Origin of the sequence: Pseudonocardia ammonioxydans (assembly GCF_900115005.1) — a bacterium.
Lineage (GTDB): Bacteria > Actinomycetota > Actinomycetes > Mycobacteriales > Pseudonocardiaceae > Pseudonocardia > Pseudonocardia ammonioxydans.
This window is the reverse complement of the sequence record NZ_FOUY01000008.1, coordinates 138,904-157,652: the sequence shown is the minus strand read 5'-3', so window position 1 is coordinate 157,652 and position 18,749 is coordinate 138,904. Positions and strand designations below refer to the sequence as shown.

Sequence of the window (18,749 nt, the reverse complement as noted above, 5' to 3'; positions counted from 1 at the left end):
CCCGGGCCCCTACGCGGCGGAGTCGTCGCGGGCGGCGGGCAACGCGGCGAGCACGGCGTCGGCGGTGACCGAGCCGGCGACCCGGCCCTCGGCGTCGACCGCGACCCCCTGCCCGGACGGGGACGAGAGCGCCGCGTCCAGCGCGCCGCGCAGCGACCCGGAGCCGACCGGGTAGAGCGAGCCGCCGGGGACGACCGTGTCCTCGGTGACCGGCCCGTCGCCGGCCGCCACCCAGCCCAGCGGCCGGCCGGTGCCGTCCAGCACGACCGCCCAGCCGTCGTCGGGCAGCGGGTCGCCCATCGACACCATGTCGAGCGGACCGAGCGGGATCGTGTCCGAGGTGAGGAACCCGAGCCCGCGGTAGCCGCGGTCGCGGCCGACGAAGGTGTCCACGAAGTCGTCGACCGGGCGGGAGAGCAGCACGCCCGGCTCGTCGTACTGGGCGAGCCTGCCCCCGACCCGGAACACCGCGACCCGGTCGCCGAGCTTGACCGCCTCGTCGATGTCGTGGGTGACGAAGACGATCGTCTTGCCGAGCTCGGACTGCAGCCGCAGCAGCTCGTCCTGCAGGCTCTCCCGGACCACCGGGTCGACCGCCGAGAACGGCTCGTCCATCAGCAGCACCGGCGGGTCCGCGGCGAGCGCGCGGGCCACCCCGACCCGCTGCTGCTGGCCGCCGGAGAGCTGGGCGGGGTAGCGCCCGGCCATCGACACGTCGAGGCCGACGGTCTCCATCAGCTCCCGCGCCCGGTCCCGGGCGGCCCGGCGGCCGCGGCCGAGCAGCATCGGGACGGTGGCGATGTTGTCCACGATCGTCCGGTGCGGGAACAGCCCGGCCTGCTGGATGACGTAGCCGATCCCGCGGCGCAGCTCGGCCGGGTCGGCGGACAGCACGTCCCGGCCGTCGACCTCCAGCCTGCCCGCGCTCGGCTCGACCATCCTGTTGATCATCCGGAGGGACGTCGTCTTGCCGCAGCCGGACGGGCCGACGAACACCGTGATCCGCCCCCGCTCCGCGACCAGGTCGAGGTCGTCGACCGCGACTGTCCCGTCCGGGAAGCGTTTGGTGACGCCCCGGAACTCGATCATCGCCGGTTCCCCCTGATCTCGGCGTGCGGCCGGTCGCAGCCGCGTGGCCGTCGCACACTAACCCGGTCGCGCGCGACCGGCGACCCTCGACCCGGGACACGGCCCGGCACGGTCCCGCTTGACCTGAAGTCCACTTCAGGCTCCACTCTCGACGCCGTGACCACCACGACGTCCCTCGGGCCGATCGGCTACGCCACCGGACCCGCTCCCGCCGACGCCGCCGCGCTGGAGGCGGCCGGCGCCCGCACGCTCTGGCTCTCCGGCGGCGCGATCGACCGGCTCGACCGGCTCACCGGGGTGCTCGACAGCACCCGGGACGCCGTCGTCGTCCCCGGGATCGTGCCGGCCGGCGTCCATCCCGCCCACGCGGTCGCCGCGCTGCACGCCGACGCGGCCCGCCGGCACCCCGGGCGGTTCCTCACCGGACTCGGCGCACCGCAGCAGCCGCGGGCACTCGGCGCGCTCGAGTCCTACCTGGACGAGCTCGACGCCGCCGACCCACCGGTGCCGCGACCGGAACGGCTCCTCGCCGCGCTCGGTCCCCGCAAGCTGGCGCTGGCCCGGGACCGGTTCGCCGGTGCGGTGACTCTGCTCGTCACCCCGGAGCACACCGCCGACGCCCGGGCCGCGCTCGGACCGGACCGGCTGCTCGCCGTCATGCTGCCGACCGTCCTGGCGACCACCCGGCCGGCCGGCGAGGCCGCCCGAACCGGGGCCGTCGAGATGCTCGGGTTCCTGCTCCGGGTCCCCGGGTACCGGGCCAACACCCGGCGGCTCGGCTTCACCGACGACGAGATCGACACCGTCGCCGACCGGCTCGTCGACGCGGTGACCGCGCAGGGCACACCCGACGACGTGGCCGCGCGGGTGGCCGAGCACCACGCGGCCGGTGCGGACCACGTCGTGCTCAGCCCGCTCGGTGACACCTCCGGCGGTGTCGACACGGTCCGCGCGCTGGCCGGGAGCCTGTCCGGCCGGGCCCGGTCCGCGTGAGGTCCGGGACCGGGTGGCTCACCACGCGTGCGGTGTCCCCCCGGGGGGCGTCGCCGCCGTCGCGGGGGTCGGGAGGCCACCGCCGCGCAGCACCCGGTGCAGGTCGTCGGGACGCAGCGAGCGGGCGAACAGCCAGCCCTGGAACGCGTTCACCCCGAGCCCGCGCAGCACGTGGAACTGCTCGGCGGTCTCGACGCCCTCGGCCACGGTGGACCGTCCCATCGCCCGGGCCACCTCGACCACGGCCCGGGCCAGGGCGAAGTCCGCCGGGTCGGTCCCGACCCCGGTGACGAACGCCCGGTCGACCTTGACGGTCTGCGCGGGCAGCTCCTTGAGCCGCGCCAGCGACGAGTAGCCGGTGCCGAAGTCGTCGACGGCGAAGCGGACACCGCGGCGCACGAGCTCGCCCATCGCGTCCAGCGCCGGTTGCGGCAGTGCGACCAGGCTGGTCTCGACCAGTTCGAGGACGAGCTGGTCCCAGCCCAGCCCGGCACCCTCGACGACCGCCGTGACCTCGTCGAGGAACGCGGGGTCGGCCGGGAGCAGACCCGCGAGGTTGACGGCGACGGCGATCCGCTGCCCGTGCCGCGGCCAGGTCGCGGCCTCGGCGGCGGCGGTCCGCAGCACCCACAGGTCCAGGTCCCGCTGCAGGCCGCTGCGCTGGGCGACCGGCAGGAACTCGCCCGGCGAGACCTCGCCGTGCACGGGGTGCGACCAGCGCAGCAGGGCCTCGGCGGACAGCACGGTCCCGTCCGGGCCGACGACCGGCTGGTACTCCAGCCGCAGCGCGTCCGCCTCGATCGCGGCACGCAGCTCGGCCTCCAGCTCGAGCTGGCGCTGGACCGGGCCGACGGTGCCCTGGTCGGCGACGGCGACGGTGCCCCGGCCCCGCTGCTTGGCCTGCTGCACCGCGACCTCGGCCGAGCGCAGCAGGTCGTCCCCGCGCGCGGGCCGCGGCCCGGCCGGGACCGCCTCCCGGGTGGCGACGCCGACCGAGGCGGTCAAGGCGACCGGCCGGCCGGTGACGGTCACGGTGCCGCACATCAGCTCGGCCACCGTCGCGGCGAAGCGCTCCAGCCCGCCGGCCTCGCCGACGTCGGCACAGACGACGGCGAACTCGTCCGCCGACAGCCGTCCGGCGGTGCACCCGTGCGGGAGCTCGCGCTGCAGCCGCCCGGCCACCTCGGCGAGCAGGGTGTCGCCGGCCTCGTGACCGAGGCCGGTGTTGACCCGGGCGAAGTCGTCGACGTCACCGCAGACCACGGCGACGCGGTCGGCGTCCGGCCCGGCGAGCAGCCGGTCGGCGACCTCGAGCAGACCGGCGCGGTTCGGCAGCCGGGTCAGCGGGTCGACCGTGTTCGCCTCGCGCAGCACGTCCGCGGCGCGCCGGCGCTCGCCGACGTCGGTGACGACCAGCAGCCAGAACGGGCGCCCGTCGTCGGAGGGGGCGGCGTTGACCACGACCTCGCAGTCGACCCGGGTGCCGTCGGCGCGCAGCAGCGGCAGCGACTCGATCCGGTAGGTCGGCTCCGGGTGCGACGGGTCGCGCAGCCAGTCCGGCAGGCCGCCCCGCTCGGCGGACCGCGTCGCCGACGCGTGCGGGTCCGCGGACAGGCTGCGGGCCGGGACGCCACGCAGCATCTCGAGGTCGGCGTCGAGCAGCTGGCACAACGCCGGGTTGGCGTCGACGACGCGGCCGCGGCCGTCGAGCATCGCGACGCCGGTGGTGATGGTCGCGACGAGGTCGGCGAAGCGCTGCCCGGAGCGCTGCGCACGGGACTCGGCGCGACGCCGGTCGGTGACGTCCTGGATGGTGCCGATCAGCCGCAGCGGGGCACCGCCCGGCGTGCGGTCGATCCGGGTACGGCAGGACAGCACGGAGCCGCCCTCCGGGCGGATCTCCGAGGCGTGCGCTGCGCGGGCGGCGCTCGGCGACTGCTCCGGCCCGCGGCGCAGCATCCGGCACACCCGCTCGACCTGCTCGCCCTCGATCGGGCCGTCCGGGCCGTCCGGGCGCACACCCAGCGTCCGGTAGAGCTCGACCAGGCCCTCGCTGCGGGTCAGCGTCCCGGCCTGCAGGTCGAACGTCCAGGTTCCCGAGCGGGTCGCGCGTTCCAGGTCCAGCGCCGGGGCGTCGTCCGACGCGGCGGGAGCGGCGTCGGGGAACGCGGTGAGCAGCACGACCGTCCGCTCGCCCGGCTGCGGCCAGCGGACCACCTTCACCCGGGCCAGCCGGCGGTCGGCACGGACCAGGCGGGCGTCGGAGTCCGGGCCGACCAGCAGCTGCGGGAGCTTCATCCCGGTCGGGTCGGCCGACCCGGCGAGCCGGCGCAGCGCGGCATTGGTGTGCAGGACGACGCCGGCCGCGTCGCAGAGCAGGGCGGGCGACGGCGGGAGCTGCACCGCCGAGTGGTCGGTGAGGTCGGGCTGCGGGGCCGGGCGGCCGAAGTCCCGGTCGGTCACGTCGCCGAGCCCGTGCGCCGGATCGCCGCCGAACGCCGTGGCCGGACCGGCGGCGCCGTGCGTTGCGCGCGGGAGCTCGGCGATCGGGGCCTCCGTTCCGGAGGAGGCACCCCCGCCGGACCGGGCCTCCGCGCCGAACGCGGTCTCCGCACCGAACGGGGCCTCCGCACCGAACGGGGCCTCCGCGCCGAACCGCGGCTCCGCACCGAACGCGGCGTCCGCGCCGAACCGCGCCTCCGCACCGGACGGGGCATCGAGGGCGGACGGGGCCTCCCCGCCGAACGCGGCGCTCGCACCGATCGGGGCCTCGGCACCGAAGGGGGCGTCCGCACCGGGCTGCTCCGCGGCGCGCGGGGCCGCCGCGGAGCGTGGCCCGGGAGCCGGTCGCGGGGCGTGCTCCGGGGCCCCACCGGGCCCGCCGAACACGCGGGCGAGGTCGCCGGCCAGCCCGGTGGGCCGGTCCGCATCGCGGCGCATCCCACGCACCGTCCCGTTCCCCGGCCCGTCGGACATCCCACGGGACGCACCACCCGGACGGTCCCCCGTCCGCGGTTCCAGCTCGGCCACGCCCGCCTCCGTTCTGCTCGGCAGCTCCACCGGAACAACGAGCCACCGGGCCGGGCGATCCGCCCCGGTGACCCGATCGAGCCATCGTGTACAGCGGGTAACGGGGCCGTTCGGCGTAATCAACTGCGGCGGGACACGCTCACCGTTGGTGACACGCCTGCATCGAAGGGTGAAGGGCAGTAGCCGGGCGCCGAACGGCGTACACAATGTGGACAGTGCGTACCCGACCGCTCACAGCGCGGCACGCCGTTCGGCGCACGGGCCCGTCGTGCACGGTTCGTAACCGGAGTTACGGGCCGGCTCAGGCGGATGCCACCCCGGCCTCCTCCGCCGCGCGGGCGACGGCGGCGGCGACGGCGGGTGCCACCCGGGGGTCGAACGGGCCCGGGACGATCCGTGCGGGCGTGAGCTCGTCGGCCACCACGTCCGCGATCGCCCGCGCCGCGGCGACCTTCATGCCGTCGGTGATCCGGCGGGCGTGTGCGTCGAGGGCGCCGCGGAAGATCCCCGGGAAGGCCAGCACGTTGTTGATCTGGTTGGGGAAGTCACTGCGTCCGGTCGCGACGATCGCCGCGTGCCGCGCGGCCACGTCGGGGTGCACCTCGGGGTCCGGGTTGGACAGCGCGAAGACCATCGCCTCGGGCGCCATCGTGGCCAGCACGTCCTCGGGCAGCGCGGCGCTGGAGAGGCCGACGAACACGTCCGCCCCGTCCATCGCCTCGGCGATCCCGCCGGTGATCCCGCGCGGGTTGGTCACCGCGGCCAGATCGGCCTTCTCGCCGCCACGGCCGGCGTCGACGATCCCGCGGGAGTCGAGCAGCACGATGTCGGACGCCCCGGCGGCGAGCAGGATCCGCGCGCAGGCGATCCCGGCCGCACCGGCCCCCGAGATCACGATCTTCAGACCGGACAGCGGGCGGCCCTGCAGCCGGCAGGCACCGTCGAGCGCCGCGAGCAGGACGACGGCGGTGCCGTGCTGGTCGTCGTGCATGACCGGGCAGTCCAGCGCCTCGATCAGCCGGCGCTCGAGCTCGAAGCAGCGGGGCGCGGAGACGTCCTCGAGGTTCACCGCGCCGAAGGTCGGGCGCAGGCGCACCAGGGTCTCGACGATCTCGTCGACGTCGGTGGTGTCGAGCACCAGCGGGATCGAGTCCAGCCCGGCGAACGACTTGAACAGCGCGGACTTGCCCTCCATCACCGGCAGCGAGGCGCGCGGCCCGATGTCCCCCAGACCCAGCACCGCGGTGCCGTCGCTGACGACCGCGACGAGCCGGTGCGCCCAGGTGTAGCGGGACGCGAGCGAGGCGTCGTCGGCGATCGCGCGGCACACGTCGGCGACACCGGGGGTGTAGGCGATCGACAGGTCCCGCGCGTCGGCCAATGGCGCGGTGAGACCGGTCGCGAGCTTGCCCCCTTCGTGCGCGCCGAACACCTCGTCCGGGGCAGGAGCGGAAGGGGCAGCCGAACGGTCCTGGGCGAGCGTCATCGAAGACTCCATGCGGTAGGTACGTACGCGGCGCCGGACACGGGGGCGCCTGCCGTTGCACCGGAGGTCGCGGGTGTCGTCGACCGGGCCGCGGTGCCGGACGGCCATCCCGCCGTCGCGGCTCCGGATGCGGAGCCGAGGCAGGACACGGCTGTCGGGTCTGCGCAGAAGTCTAACCAGGGATCGGCCGGATCCACGCTCCTGCACCGCAGGAGTGGGCACCGGCACACAGCGGCTCCGCCACCCGTGAGTGGTTATCGCGGTGGGAGCCGCGATAACCACTCACGGGTGGGCGAGCGGCGCCGGTGTCAGTTCCGGGAGCGGCTGCGGCAGGGCGGGACCGCTGGGCAGCTCGGTCAGCGACAGGCCGCCCGGGGTGAACGGCCGGGTGCCCGGCACGAGCTCGATCCCACCGACCGAACCGTGCTCGGCCGCGTACTCCAGGGCGAGGGCGATGTCGGTGACCCCGTTGGTGGTGGTCGGCAGCATCAGGCTGGACAGCAGGCCGAACGCCCGGCCCTCGGCGTCGAGGTAGCCCGAACCGGAGTCGCCGGGGACACCGGGCGGGGCCGTCGCGACGACGTGCGTCCACGGGCTGTCCGGCCGGCCGAGGCTCAGCCCCTGCTTGTTCGGCGTCGCCCCGAGCTGGTTCGGCTGGTAGCTGTAGACGGTCTCGCCGTTGCGGGTGCCGTCGGTGTCGAGTGCCACCGGGCCACCGAAGCCGGGCACGGTCGGATCCGCGACGGCGGCAGCCTCCGGGCTCAGCTCGATCAGCGAGAAGTCGTTGTAGAGGCAGCGCTGCGGGTCGGTCTCGCCCTGCTCCTGCATGACCGCCCACGAGTTGTAGGCGACGCGCCCGGCGTAGTCCCGGCCGTCCCGGCCGGCGATCCGCACCTCGATGCCCTCGGGCTGGACCGGCTCGACGCAGCCGTCGACCGAGGACCGCGCCTCCTCACCGGCCATGCAGTGTGCGGCGGCACCGAGGTAGAGCTTTCCGGCGGGGGCGCTCTGGTGCTCGGCACCGTCGCCGTCGCGATGCCCGTCCTGGCCGCCGGACGGGGTGTAGAGGAAGTTCGCCGTGCACAGCTCCGCCCCGCCGGTGACCGGCGTCGCGATCTGCACGCCGGGCCCGATCGCAGCGGCCGGAGCGGGGGCGGCCGCTGCCGACCCGGCGGCGGGCACGGTCAGTGCGGCGGCGACGACCAGGCCTGCCGCGGCACCGATCCCGGCGATCCGCCGGGCGACGCGGCGGGGATGCTGCGACATGACACTCCTCGGGATCCGGTGAGCACGGGCGGTCCGGGGCCGATCGCCCTCCGGGTAGATCTCACCGGACGCGCGGCCCGACGCGGGGTTCCCGCGGCCGGTGACCGCCCGGACGGGTGGGAATCGACCCCGACCGGGCGAACCGTCGGCCCGCGAGCCGGGCCGGGCATCGCTACCGTCGCCGTTCGTGAGCCCCGAGAGCGGCCCCCGCGGCCGGATCCTGCTGCTGCGTCACGGCGAGACCGAGTGGTCGCGGACCGGCAAGCACACCGGACGCACGGACGTCCCTCTCACCGAGGCGGGCCGGTCCGCCGCACGCCGGGCCCGGGCAGCACTGGCGCTGGTCCGCGGCGACGATCCGCCGGCCCGTGTCCTGTGTTCCCCGCGCACGCGCGCGCGGGACACCGCGGCCCTCGCCGGGTTGTCCGTCGACGAGGTCGACGAGCGTCTGTCCGAATGGGACTACGGCGACGCCGAGGGCCGCACCACACCGCAGATCCGGGAGTCGTTGCCCGGCTGGACGATCTGGGACGGACCGTGGCCCGGCGGCGAGACCCCGGACGACGTGTCCGCCCGGGCCGACGCCGTGCTCGCCGAGGCCCGCGCGCTGCTGGGCTCGGCCGGGGACGCGAACTCCCGCTCCGGCTCCGGCTCCGGCGGAGATGTCGTCCTCGTCGGCCACGGGCACTTCTCCCGGGTGCTGACCGCCCGGTGGATCGGCCTGCCCGCCCGTGGCGGTGTCCACTTCCGGATGGACCCGGCCGGGGTGACCGTGCTGGGCTTCGAGCGCGGGGTCCCGCGACTGGACCACGTCAACCAGCGCCCCCTGCAGGACTCGGAGGACTCGTGAACAGCGTCCGTGCGGCCCATCCCGACGACGTGCCGGTCATGGTGCGGCTCGTGCACGAGCTGGCCGACTACGAGAAGGCCGCCGACGAGTGCGGGCTGACCGACGGCCAGCTGCACGCCGCGCTGTTCGGCGACGACCCGGTCGCCGGGGCGCTCGTCGCGACCACCGCCGGCTCGGAGGTCGTGGGGATCGCGATCTGGTTCCGCACGTTCTCGACCTGGGAGGGCGTCGCCGGCATGCATCTGGAGGACCTGTTCGTGTCCCCCAGCCACCGCGGCGACGGGCACGGCGCCCGGCTGCTCACCGCGCTGGCCGCAGAGTGCACGCGGCGCGGCTGGGCCCGGCTGGAATGGAACGTGCTGGACTGGAACACCCCGGCGATCGGCTTCTACCGATCGATCGGGGCGCAGCCCAACGAGGGCTGGACGACCTACCGGCTGACCGGTTCCCCGCTGACGGAGCTCGCCGCACGGACCTGAGCGCAAGCGCACACTGCGTCCCGCCACCGGGATCAGAACGGCGGCGGATCGTTGTCGGGCGCCGTCACGTCCGGCGCGTCGGTGTCCTCGGGTGCGGTGCCGTCCTGGGCCGGTGGACCGCGCTCAGATCGACGCAGGTCGGGTTGTTCGTCGTCGGCGTAGACGGGCCCAGGTGCGGGGTTGTCGAAGGCAGAGTCGTGGTCTCGTGGGACCGGTGTGATCGGTGGCGGCAGGATCGGTTCGGGTTCGACCCGGTACTGGCGTTTGAGCGGGCTGGTCCAGATGAAATGACCGGGTTCTGGCTGGTCGAGGCACCAGTTGCCCTTGGTCTTCAACGTGTGGTCGTGCCGGCACAGCGGCCCGAGGCCGCCGCGGACGGTCGGCCCGCCGTGGTGGTGATCGCGGGTGTGGTCCTGGTCGCAGCGCCGCGCTGCGGTACGACACCCGGGGCCGAGGCAGGTGCGATCCCGGACCTCGGTGTGACGCCGCAGCGCGGCGTGCGGGAACCGGGCGTCGGGACGGTCGTCGAGTCCGGCGCCGGGGTCGTCGTGTTCGGTGTGCTGCCGGTACTGGTCGGCGATGTCGGTGATCACCTTCGCCCAGCCGCCGTGCTCGGCAGCGTCCGCGGCCAGGGTGACGAGCTGGCCGGCGGGGATGTGGAGTTCGACGATTCCGCCGCGCGGGCCGCTGCGGTCACGGGGTGTCGGGCGGTGTCGGGTGATGCCTTCGGCGAGCAGGTGGCCGCGCTCGTCGACGACGACCCAGCGCCATTGGGCGCGGTGCTGGCGGGCGACGAGGCGTCGTGCGGCACTGGCCGGGATGGGTCCCCAGCCGGGGAGTTCGCCGGCGCGCTGGTCGAGGCCGAGCAGGGTCGTGAGCGGGACGCGGACCTCGGTGCCGACTCCGGTGCTCTTCCGGGGTCCGGTGTGGTCGTCGCTGCGGCGTGGTGTCGGCACGGTCGGAGATGGGTCGGGGCCGGCGTCGGGGGGTGCGGGTGCGCCGCCGCCATTCGGGCTGTCGGGCCGGGGATCCCCGGGGCCGGGGCCGGAGCCGGGCGGTCCGGGGTCGGTTGGTCCCTGGTCGTCGGTGTCAGGATCGTCCGAGTCCGAGTCCGAGTCCGAGCCCGAGCCCGAGCCCGAGGCACCCGAGCCGTGGCCGGTGTCGGGATCGCTCGAGCCGGGTGCGTCGGAGGCGCCGGGTGCGTCGGAGGTGGTGTTGCCGTCCTCCGAGCCGCTGCTCGGTGTGGGGCCATCAGTTCCGGGGCCGCCGGGTACAGGGGCGGGCGTAGGACTGCCGGATGCGGGGCCCTCCGGCGCGGGCTCGTCGGACCCGGGAGTACCAGCACCCGGAGCGTCAGCGGTGGGGCCAGCAAATCCGGTTCCACCGGCGTCGGCGCCACCGGAGGCCGGCCTGCCGGCCGCCGGGCTACCGGGGACCGTGCTCCCGGAGGCCGGGTCGCCGGACGCCGGGCGGCCCGCAGCCGGGGTGCCGGCTGCCGGCTTGTCGACCTCGCTACCGGTGGTGGGGTTGTCGGCGTGGCCGGCGAAGCGGGCCATCAACGCGCGCAGGATCCCGGCCCGGTCCAACCCGTGCAGGGACCCGTCGAGCAGGCCGAGGACGAGGTCGGCGCGGATCTGGTCGATCGTGCCCGGATGCCCGTCCCGCCGCGCGGCCTTGGCCAGGGCGTCGAGGCGCTCCCAGGCGGCGGCTGCCTCCTCGGCGGGCAGGCCTTCGGCGGAGATGACGGCGGTGCCGGTCTCGGTCAGATACGCCACCACCAGCCGGTCCCGGATCGCCTTGCGGTAGCGCCGCTCGTAGTAGGCCGGATCGAGTTCGAGGATCAGTCGTTTGATCCGTTCCCCGATCTGCCCGGTGGTCAGCTTGGGCGCGTGCGGCAGCACCGCCTCACAGATCGCGGCGCGCTGCGCTGCGGGCAGGTCGGCGAGGTGCTGGGCGAACACCCGGGCCTTGGTGCGGTCGATCCGCCCCTGACACAGGAAGGCCTGCACCTGCGGAAGATCGGACACCAGGGTGACGGCGAGGCTCATCTCGTACTCGGCGGCGCGGCGGTTCCAGGCCAGCGCGAAGCGGATCTCATCCGAGCCGTACTGATCGGGCAGCGCACCGCGGCGGATCTCCATCTTCCCGGCGAACGGGCGGCGGTGCACCACCTCGGAGATCGCCGCGAACATGTGCGCTTGGTGGTGGGCCAGCTGCCGGTGGTGGGCGAGCATGACCTCGTCGATGTCGTCGTTGCACACCTGGGTCAGGTCGATCGCGGCGAGGACGGCGGCCAGGTCGGGGCCGGGCGGCATGGCCGCCAGTCCGTCCGGTATCGCCTGCCCCAGCTGCATGGTTCGAACATACGCTCGACCACCGACAGTTTCGGTGCCCTGACCGGTCAGGGGAAACCGAGAGACACGTCAATGCACCTGTCGGGCGTGAAATCACCCGTTCGGCGGCAGGTCGGGGCCGTTGTGGCCGTCTACGGCCGGCTAGGGACGACGGGAGGCAGCAGCCCTGAGCGCCGGCACTCCACCGGCGAGAACGAGCACGAAGCGGGCCGAGCCGGGTGGTCAGTCCGGGTACTCGTCCCCCATCGACCAGCGGCGCGACTGCTCACTGATCAGCATCAGGAACGTGAAGAGCACGTAGAGCCCGCACACGATGCCCCAGAGCAGCTGCCTGCTCGGCCCGAGCACGTAGTAGATGACCGGGAACAGCAGCAGCTGGATGACGATGGCCGGACTCCGGCAGCCGTGCACTCCACGGACCAGGCCGTACCCGATCCCGGCGACGGCCCCCGCCATCAGCAGGAAGATCCCGGCCTCGGCCAGGCCGTAGTAGACCCGGGCCCCGTCCGCACCGAGCGCCCGCACCCCCAGCACGACCGCCACGACGGCACCCACCAGGCCCTGTGCCGCCACCAGCCACCCGGCGACCTTCACGTTCTCCGGCACGGCCGCCCGGGCCGGGGCACCGTTCTCCTGCTCGTCGGCCACGGGGTCGAGGATAGAGGCCGGGCCGCTCGTTACAGTCGGCCCGTGCGCGCGCTGCTCGTGGTCAACCCCCAGGCCACGTCCACCACCGCCGCCGGACGGGATGTCCTGACGAAGGCACTCGCCAGCGAGCTCAAGCTCGAGGTGGTCCAGACCCGGTACCGGGGTCACGCCGCGGAGGCGACCGCCGCGGCCGTCACCACCGGTGTCGAGCTGGTGGTCGCGCTCGGCGGCGACGGCACGGTGAACGAGGTCGTCAACGGCCTGCTGGCCGCCCAGACCGGCACCGGCACCGGCGCGCCCCGCCCGGATCCGGACGCCACCGCGATGCTCGCCGTCGTCCCGGGCGGCTCGGCGAACGTGTTCGCCCGCGCCCTGGACATGCCGCGTGACCCGGTCGACGCGACCGGCCAAGTGCTCGACGCCCTGGCCCGGCGGCGCAGGCGGCTGGTCGGCCTGGGCCACGCCGACGACCGCTGGTTCACCTTCAACGCCGGCATGGGGTGGGACGCCGAGGTGGTCGCCGCCGTCGAGCGGGCCAGGGCGCAGGGCTACGAGGCCAGTCCCGGCCGCTACGCGATGACCGCGATCGCGCAGTACCTCGCCCAGCTCCGCCGCCCGCCGTCGATGACCGTGGAGCTCCCGGACGCCGCACCGCTCGACGGGGTCCGGCTGGCGTTCGTCTCGAACACCGACCCGTGGACCTACCTCTCGGGGCGCGCCGTGCGGACCAATCCGCACTCGTCGTTCGGCGGCGGGCTGGGGCTGTTCGCACTGACCGGACTCGGGCCTCGTACGATCGCCTCGACGCTGCGCCAGATCCTGTCCGCCGACGGCGACCCGCACGGGCGCCACATCGTCCGGCACGACGCGGTCGGGCGGGTCCGGCTCTCCTCGGAGCAGCCGCTCGCCCTGCAGCTGGACGGGGACCACCTCGGCATGCGGACCGAGGTGGAATTCCTGAGCGTGCCGGGGGCGTTACGGGTCGTCGTGTGAGACGGACGGTTCGTCGCGCCCCGTGCGGGCACTCTCACACGCTGGAGTGAGCAACCCCGCCATTCACCGATGTGAGCGGACCGTCGGTCCCGTTGGGGCTTACACCAGCCCAAACCGGTGATCCAAGGTGGGTACCACGCAAGCGAGGGATCACGGGCAACGCGGCTCGTGGCGGTTCGGGCCGACCGTGCGTCGGCCCGGCGGGGTGTTCGAATCGACAAGGTTGCGGGTAGCCGTTTCCACGTCGGACAGGGACACTGGTCGGAGGAACCGGCCCCGAGTTCCCGATTCGGGGCACAGGGCCGTCGTGCGCGGGCGGCTATGAGGCCACTCACGCAGCCGATGAGCAGTTTCCCGTTGAGGACCGTCGCGGCTCGTGAAAGTATTCACAAGCTGCGAAACACGCACGTAACAAGGACGACGATCGGCGCGACCCCGATCGCGCACCAGAGGAGTAAGTAATCATGGACTGGCGTCACGACGCGATCTGCCGCGACGAGGACCCGGAGCTGTTCTTCCCGGTCGGCACCAGTGGCCCCGCCCTGATGCAGATCGCCGAGGCCAAGAGCGTCTGCCGGCGCTGCCCCGTCACCGAGTCCTGCCTGCAGTGGGCGCTCGAGTCCGGCCAGGACGCGGGTGTCTGGGGCGGCATGAGCGAGGACGAGCGGCGTGCCCTGAAGCGGCGCGGCAGCCGTCCGCGCGCTCGCACCGCCTGAGTACTGCCCCCGCGTACCTGACGCGGTAGTACGAGCCGCTGCACGAGCAGCTCCCCCACCTCGGGCCCGTAGCCGGACGCCACCGGCCACGGGCCCGAGGTGCGTTCGAGGTGATCTGCCACCCCGGTGTGGCTCGTCCACCACGGTGCCGGCGCGACCACGGCACCGGGATCGACGGTCACGAGACGAGGGTATCGCCCCCGTTCCGGGGCCCCACTGACGCCCCGGGTCACCCGCTGTGACGGTTGTGTTCACCCGCCGCACCGGGGCGACCGCCCGGGGACGGCCGGGCGCCACCGGGAACCTTCCGTGCTCGATCACGAACCGCTCAGCGGCACCCGGACCAGGGCGACCGTCCCGCCGCCCTCCCGGTCGGAGACCGCGATCGTCGCCTCCAGCTCCGACCGGAGCAGGGTGCGCACGATCTGCAGACCCAGCCCCTTGGACTTCTCGAAGTCGAAGTCCGGCGGCATGCCGTGCCCGTCGTCGGCGATCGAGACCTCCAGCCTGCTGGCGGAACGCTGCGGGCTGACGACGACCTCCCCGGCCACCCCCGGGTCATAGGCGTGGGCCAGGGCGTTGTGCACCAGCTCGGCCAGCACCAGCACCAGCGGGGTGGCCTTCTCCGCGGGCAGTGCACCGAACCCGGCGTCGACCCGCACCCGGGCCCGGGACTCGGTCGTCGCCCCGTCCCGGATCGCCGGGAGCACCTTCGGCAGCAGCTCGTCGAGCTCGACGACCTCGGCGACGGAGTACGCGAGCGCCTCGTGGACCAGGGCGATCGAGGTGACCCGGCGGACCGACTCCTCCAGCGCCCGGCCCGCCTCCGGGTGCTCGCTGCGACGGGCCTGCAGCCGCAGCAGCGCCGCCACCGTCTGCAGGTTGTTCTTCACCCGGTGATGGATCTCCCGGATGGTGGCGTCCTTCGACATCAGCGCCGCGTCACGGCGGCGCAGGTCGGTGACGTCGCGGACCAGGACCAGCGCGCCGGCCGCGTCCCCGCGCGGCCGCAGCGGCAGCGCCCGGACCAGCATCGTCGCCCGCCGGCCACGGATCTCCATCCGGGTCGACGGGGTGCCGCCGAGCGCGTCCGCGATCCGGGTGGCGACCTCGGTGGCGTCGAACGGGTCGAGCACCAGGGCCCTGGTCACCGCGGCCAGGTCGGCCCCGGCCACGTCGCTGGCGTGACCCATGCGGTGGTACGCAGACAGCGCGTTCGGGCTGGCGTAGGCGACGTTGCCGTGCACGTCGAGCCGGACCAGGCCGTCACCGGCCCGCGGGCTGCCCTCCGCCGAGCCGGGCGGGCCGGACTGCGGCGGGAACGTCCCGTCGACGATCATCTGGCACAGGTCCGAGGCGCTGCCCAGGTAGGCGATCTCCAGCGGGGACGGCACCCGGGGGGTGGACAGGTTCGTGTCCCGGGACAGGACGGCGACGATGCGGCCGCGGTAGCGGACCGGGATGGTCTCGCGCCGGACCGGGACCTCCAGGTGCCACCGCGGGTCGTCGTCGCGGCAGATCCGGCCCTCCAGGACCGCTCGCCGCAGCTGCCCGACCTCGACCGGGGCCGCCCGGCGCCCGACGACGTCGTCCGCGTGCGCGGTGGGTGCGGTCGTGGGACGGGCCTGGGCGACGCACAGGAACTGCGCGGTGGCCGCCCGGGAGGCACCGTCGCCCGTATCGTCGGTGGCTGCCTGGAGGTCGTCCAGCGGCACCCACAGCAGGAAGTCGGCGAACGACATGTCGGCCAGCAACTGCCATTCACCCACCACCCGCTGGAGATGGTCGGCCGTCTCGCCGTCCATCGTCGTGTGCTCGGCGAGCAGCTCGCTCAGCGTGGTCACGGTCGCCCATCCCACCACATGCGAGAATCACCCCCACCGGCTCCCGCGGTACCCCCGCGGAACCGAGACCCCGTCGAGGAAGGAGGGCCGATCATGTCGAAGCGTGCCCGCAAGCGTCGCGACCGCGGCAAGAACAACGCGAACCACGGCAAGAAGCCGAACACCTGATCGGGGATCGCACCCCGGACACGACGAAGGGCGGGCCACCCACGGGGTGGCCCGCCCTTCGCATCGTCCGCGCGGGACGGCTCGTCCGTGCCGGTCAGCGCTCCCGGTACTCGGTGCGCCGCCGGGCCACCGAGACGCTGGTCCCCTCGGGACCGCTCTCGACCCTCACCTCGGCCTGCTCCAGCACCGCCGAGCGGATCTGGGTGCGCAGCCGGTCCTTCAGCGACTCCGGCGCGGCCTCCCCGCCACACTTGCGCGCGAGCAGCGCCTTGAGCTTCTCGTCGATCCCGTACTCGGCCAGGCAGGGGGCGCAGTCGTCGATGTGACGCTGCAGGAACCGCCTGCGTTCCGGGTCGCACTCCTGGTCCAGGAACAGCCACACCTCGGCCAGGACCTCGCCGCAGTTCCCGCCGTTCCCACCCATGGGGTTGTGTTCGAGCGGTGCGTCCTCGGCAGTCACGACGTCGTCACCTCCTGGTTCCCGGCACCCCGTGGGGCGTCGGCGGGACCTCCGTCGGCATCCGCGTCGCGCACGATGCCGCGGTCGCGGGCCACGTGGGTCAGCATGTCGCGCAGCTGGCGACGCCCGCGGTGCAGCCGCGACATCACCGTGCCGATCGGCGTCCCCATGATCTCGGCGATCTCCTTGTAGGCGAACCCCTCGACGTCGGCGAGGTAGACCGCCATCCGGAAGTCCTCGGGGAGCGCCTGGAGCGACTCCTTGACGTCGTTGTCCGGCAGCGCGTCCAGCGCCTCCATCTCGGCCGACCGGAGCCCCGTCGACGAGTGCTCACCGGCCTGCGCGATCTGGTAGTCGGTGATCTCGTCGGTCGGCGCCTGCAGCGGCTGGCGCTGCCGCTTGCGGTAACCGTTGATGTAGGTGTTGGTCAGGATGCGGTAGAGCCACGCCTTGAGGTTCGTCCCGCGGCGGAACGAGCCGAAGGCCGAGTACGCCTTCAGGAACGTCTCCTGCACCAGGTCCTCGGCGTCGGGGGGGTTCCGGGTCATCCGCAGGGCGGCGCCGTAGAGCTGGTCGAGCAGCGGCATCGCGTCCCGCTCGAAGCGGGCCGTGCGCTCCTCGGCGCTCTCGTCGTCGGGCGCGCGGTTGCCGTCGACATCGGCCGCGCCGACCTCCGCGACGGCCGACTCCGGCTCACCGGGCTCGCGGACCGCGTCCTGCTCCGGGTGTTCCGAGTGGTCCGACAACTGTCCCCTCTCCAGTGACACGAGCCGCGTACCGGTGCTCGTCACCGGCACTGCGGACCCGAGGGAGGGTACGCGTTCGCGGCGCCGGAGGCCGGGCGCACGCGAGGTCGCCGGCGCCTCCATCACTGATGTGGTCACGCCCGGAACAACGGTGCACCCCCGTCGGGCATTCCCGTAGGTTGCTCGCGCGCAGCACAGCGCACGCAGCAGCGGGCGGCCGGGAGAGGACGACGATGGCAGGCAAGGGCACTCCGGCGACGGCACTGCTGGCCCGGCGGAAGGTGCGCCACGAGCTCCACACCTACCTCCACCACGAGGGGGCCGGGTACGGCGCGGAGGCCGCCGCGGTGATGGGGCAGGACCCGCGACGGGTGTTCAAGACGCTCGTCGCCCGGGTCGACGGCACGCTGACCGTCGGGATCGTCCCGGTCGCCGCCCAGCTGGACCTCAAGGCGCTCGCCGCCGCGGTGGGCGGCAAGAAGGCCGTGATGGCCGAGGTCGCCGAGGCCGAGCGGGCCACCGGCTACGTCGCGGGCGGGATCTCGCCGCTCGGTCAGCGCAAGCGGCTCCCGACCGTGCTCGACTCCTCCGCCGACGCCCACGCGACCGTGTTCTGCTCCGGCGGCCGCCGCGGTCTGGAGATCGAGCTGGCTCCCGCCGACCTCGCGTCGCTGACCGGCGCCGTCGTCGCTCCGATCGCGACTCCGTGAGGACGGAGCCGCAGGTTAAGGTGCAGGTGTCGGACACGGACGATCGGGTGCGGGGGTACGAAGTGGACAGGGTGGACAGGCCGTCGTGGGCCCCGGACGAGGTCGACATCACCCGTCCGAGCGTGGCCCGGGTCTACGACTACTACCTCGGCGGCTCGCACAACTTCGAGGCCGACCGGCGCTTCGCCGAGCAGGTGCTCGACGCGCTCCCGGAGATGGCCACGGTGGCGCAGGCGAACCGGTCGTTCCTGCGCCGGATCGTGCGGCACCTGTGCGCCCAGGGCGTCACCCAGTTCCTCGACCTCGGCTCGGGGATCCCGACCGCGGGGAACGTGCACGAGATCGCGTCCGCCGAGTGCACCGACGCGCGCGTGCTCTACGTCGACAACGACCCGATCGCCGTCGTGCACAGCCGTGCACTGCTCGACGGGGACGACCGCACCGAGGTGCTGGCCGGTGACCTCACCCGTCCGGAGCAGGTGCTGGAGCACCCGCTGACCCGCGCGCACCTCGACCTCAGCCGTCCGGTCGCGGTGCTGCTGGTGTCGGTGCTGCACTTCGTGGGGGACGAGCTGGACCCGGCCGGGATCATCCGCGCCTACGCGGACGCGACCGTGCCCGGCAGCCACGTCGTCATCACACATGCGAGTGACGAGGGCGGGCACTCGGGTGCGAGCCGCGCGCAGAACGTCTACAACCGCGACCAGTCGCCGAACCAGATGCGGATGCGCTCCGCCGACGAGGTGCGGACACTGTTCGGTGACCTGGAACTGCTGGACCCGGGTGTCGTCCGGATCCCGCTGTGGCGGCCGGACTCCCCGGTCGGCCCGGAGGGTCAGCGCTACCCGGGGCTGGCCGGCGTGGCTCGCCACTGACCGGCCCCGGAGCCGCAGCGGCCCCACTCCGGCCCGGAGGGT

Annotated in this window: 17 protein-coding genes; 8 read left to right on the top strand and 9 right to left on the bottom strand. The window is 74.2% G+C overall.

The genetic code is table 11. The annotated features are described in order from the left end of the window. Positions 1-9 precede the first annotated feature (9 nt). Positions 10-1,089, bottom strand: coding sequence for an ABC transporter ATP-binding protein (locus tag BM093_RS10470; protein WP_093340818.1), 1,080 nt, complete (start codon positions 1,087-1,089; stop codon positions 10-12). A gap of 156 nt (positions 1,090-1,245) precedes the next feature. Here BM093_RS10470 and BM093_RS10465 point away from each other — a divergent pair, with 156 nt between their 5' ends. Next, a complete protein-coding gene (locus BM093_RS10465) occupies positions 1,246-2,082 on the top strand; it encodes a TIGR03620 family F420-dependent LLM class oxidoreductase (RefSeq protein ID WP_177238379.1) in 837 nt (278 codons plus the stop codon). 18 nt (positions 2,083-2,100) lie between these two features. On the opposite strand, the gene BM093_RS10460 is transcribed toward BM093_RS10465, so the two are convergent. The 3 genes from BM093_RS10460 to BM093_RS10450 all read right to left on the bottom strand — a co-directional run bounded on the left by BM093_RS10460 (position 2,101) and on the right by BM093_RS10450 (position 7,864). Then, on the bottom strand, positions 2,101-5,022 hold the full coding sequence (locus BM093_RS10460) for a putative bifunctional diguanylate cyclase/phosphodiesterase (RefSeq protein ID WP_143105327.1): 2,922 nt from the start codon (positions 5,020-5,022) through the stop codon (positions 2,101-2,103). A gap of 391 nt (positions 5,023-5,413) precedes the next feature. Continuing rightward, positions 5,414-6,598 carry an NAD(P)-dependent malic enzyme gene (locus BM093_RS10455; protein WP_093340938.1) on the bottom strand — a complete coding sequence of 395 codons (1,185 nt, stop codon included), beginning with the start codon at positions 6,596-6,598 and terminating at the stop codon, positions 5,414-5,416. Between the two features lie 282 nt (positions 6,599-6,880). Beyond that, the gene (locus BM093_RS10450) at positions 6,881-7,864 is read right to left on the bottom strand and encodes a hypothetical protein (RefSeq protein WP_093340814.1); all 984 of its coding nucleotides are present in this window, start codon (positions 7,862-7,864) and stop codon (positions 6,881-6,883) included. 187 nt (positions 7,865-8,051) lie between these two features. Here BM093_RS10450 and BM093_RS10445 point away from each other — a divergent pair, with 187 nt between their 5' ends. Together BM093_RS10445 and BM093_RS10440 are read left to right on the top strand one after the other, a co-directional pair. Beyond that, positions 8,052-8,714, top strand: coding sequence for a histidine phosphatase family protein (locus BM093_RS10445; RefSeq protein ID WP_093340812.1), 663 nt, complete (start codon positions 8,052-8,054; stop codon positions 8,712-8,714). Between the two features lie 38 nt (positions 8,715-8,752). Beyond that, a complete protein-coding gene (locus BM093_RS10440; RefSeq protein WP_093340936.1) occupies positions 8,753-9,193 on the top strand; it encodes a GNAT family N-acetyltransferase in 441 nt (146 codons plus the stop codon). 32 nt (positions 9,194-9,225) lie between these two features. On the opposite strand, the gene BM093_RS10435 is transcribed toward BM093_RS10440, so the two are convergent. Then, on the bottom strand, positions 9,226-11,547 hold the full coding sequence (locus BM093_RS10435; protein ID WP_093340810.1) for an HNH endonuclease signature motif containing protein: 2,322 nt from the start codon (positions 11,545-11,547) through the stop codon (positions 9,226-9,228). Between the two features lie 222 nt (positions 11,548-11,769). Next, positions 11,770-12,195, bottom strand: coding sequence for a hypothetical protein (locus BM093_RS10430; RefSeq protein WP_093340808.1), 426 nt, complete (start codon positions 12,193-12,195; stop codon positions 11,770-11,772). Positions 12,196-12,237: 42 nt separating this feature from the next. Here BM093_RS10430 and BM093_RS10425 point away from each other — a divergent pair, with 42 nt between their 5' ends. Continuing rightward, positions 12,238-13,188 carry a diacylglycerol/lipid kinase family protein gene (locus BM093_RS10425; RefSeq protein ID WP_093340805.1) on the top strand — a complete coding sequence of 317 codons (951 nt, stop codon included), beginning with the start codon at positions 12,238-12,240 and terminating at the stop codon, positions 13,186-13,188. Between the two features lie 464 nt (positions 13,189-13,652). Continuing rightward, positions 13,653-13,904, top strand: a complete 252-nt coding sequence (locus BM093_RS10420) for a WhiB family transcriptional regulator (RefSeq protein ID WP_093340802.1) — start codon at positions 13,653-13,655, stop codon at positions 13,902-13,904. 317 nt (positions 13,905-14,221) lie between these two features. Here the strand turns inward: BM093_RS10420 and BM093_RS10415 are convergent, their stop codons facing one another. Further along, the gene (locus BM093_RS10415; protein ID WP_093340933.1) at positions 14,222-15,748 is read right to left on the bottom strand and encodes a sensor histidine kinase; all 1,527 of its coding nucleotides are present in this window, start codon (positions 15,746-15,748) and stop codon (positions 14,222-14,224) included. A 93-nt stretch (positions 15,749-15,841) separates the two neighbouring features. On the opposite strand from BM093_RS10415, the gene BM093_RS38335 reads away from it, so the two are divergent. Further along, positions 15,842-15,916, top strand: coding sequence for a 50S ribosomal protein bL37 (locus BM093_RS38335; RefSeq protein WP_425439133.1), 75 nt, complete (start codon positions 15,842-15,844; stop codon positions 15,914-15,916). Positions 15,917-16,010: 94 nt separating this feature from the next. Here the strand turns inward: BM093_RS38335 and rsrA are convergent, their stop codons facing one another. Together rsrA and BM093_RS10405 are read right to left on the bottom strand one after the other, a co-directional pair. Beyond that, positions 16,011-16,376, bottom strand: a complete 366-nt coding sequence (gene rsrA / locus BM093_RS10410; protein ID WP_425439130.1) for a mycothiol system anti-sigma-R factor — start codon at positions 16,374-16,376, stop codon at positions 16,011-16,013. After that, entirely contained in the window at positions 16,373-17,122 is a 750-nt protein-coding gene (locus tag BM093_RS10405) for a sigma-70 family RNA polymerase sigma factor (RefSeq protein ID WP_245773442.1), read from the bottom strand. Before BM093_RS10405 ends, rsrA begins: the two co-directional genes overlap by 4 nt. Before the next feature lie 233 nt (positions 17,123-17,355). Here BM093_RS10405 and ybaK point away from each other — a divergent pair, with 233 nt between their 5' ends. Together ybaK and BM093_RS10395 are read left to right on the top strand one after the other, a co-directional pair. Continuing rightward, positions 17,356-17,832 (top strand): Cys-tRNA(Pro) deacylase, encoded by a 477-nt coding sequence (ybaK, locus tag BM093_RS10400; protein ID WP_093340800.1) that lies wholly within the window; start codon positions 17,356-17,358, stop codon positions 17,830-17,832. Positions 17,833-17,903: 71 nt separating this feature from the next. After that, positions 17,904-18,707 (top strand): SAM-dependent methyltransferase, encoded by an 804-nt coding sequence (locus BM093_RS10395; protein WP_093340926.1) that lies wholly within the window; start codon positions 17,904-17,906, stop codon positions 18,705-18,707. Positions 18,708-18,749: the final 42 nt, after the last annotated feature.

Excerpts from the sequence above, each read along its gene's own strand:
- BM093_RS10440 (WP_093340936.1), top strand. The coding sequence starts at position 8,753 with ATGGTGCGGCTCGTGCACGAGCTGGCCGACTACGAGAAGGCCGCCGAC.
- BM093_RS10460 (WP_143105327.1), bottom strand. The coding sequence starts at position 5,022 with ATGCGCCGCGATGCGGACCGGCCCACCGGGCTGGCCGGCGACCTCGCC.
- BM093_RS10450 (WP_093340814.1), bottom strand. The coding sequence starts at position 7,864 with ATGTCGCAGCATCCCCGCCGCGTCGCCCGGCGGATCGCCGGGATCGGT.
- BM093_RS10420 (WP_093340802.1), top strand. The coding sequence starts at position 13,653 with ATGGACTGGCGTCACGACGCGATCTGCCGCGACGAGGACCCGGAGCTG.
- BM093_RS10455 (WP_093340938.1), bottom strand. The coding sequence starts at position 6,598 with ATGACGCTCGCCCAGGACCGTTCGGCTGCCCCTTCCGCTCCTGCCCCG.
- ybaK (WP_093340800.1), top strand. The coding sequence starts at position 17,356 with ATGGCAGGCAAGGGCACTCCGGCGACGGCACTGCTGGCCCGGCGGAAG.
- BM093_RS10470 (WP_093340818.1), bottom strand. The coding sequence starts at position 1,089 with ATGATCGAGTTCCGGGGCGTCACCAAACGCTTCCCGGACGGGACAGTC.
- BM093_RS10435 (WP_093340810.1), bottom strand. The coding sequence starts at position 11,547 with ATGCAGCTGGGGCAGGCGATACCGGACGGACTGGCGGCCATGCCGCCC.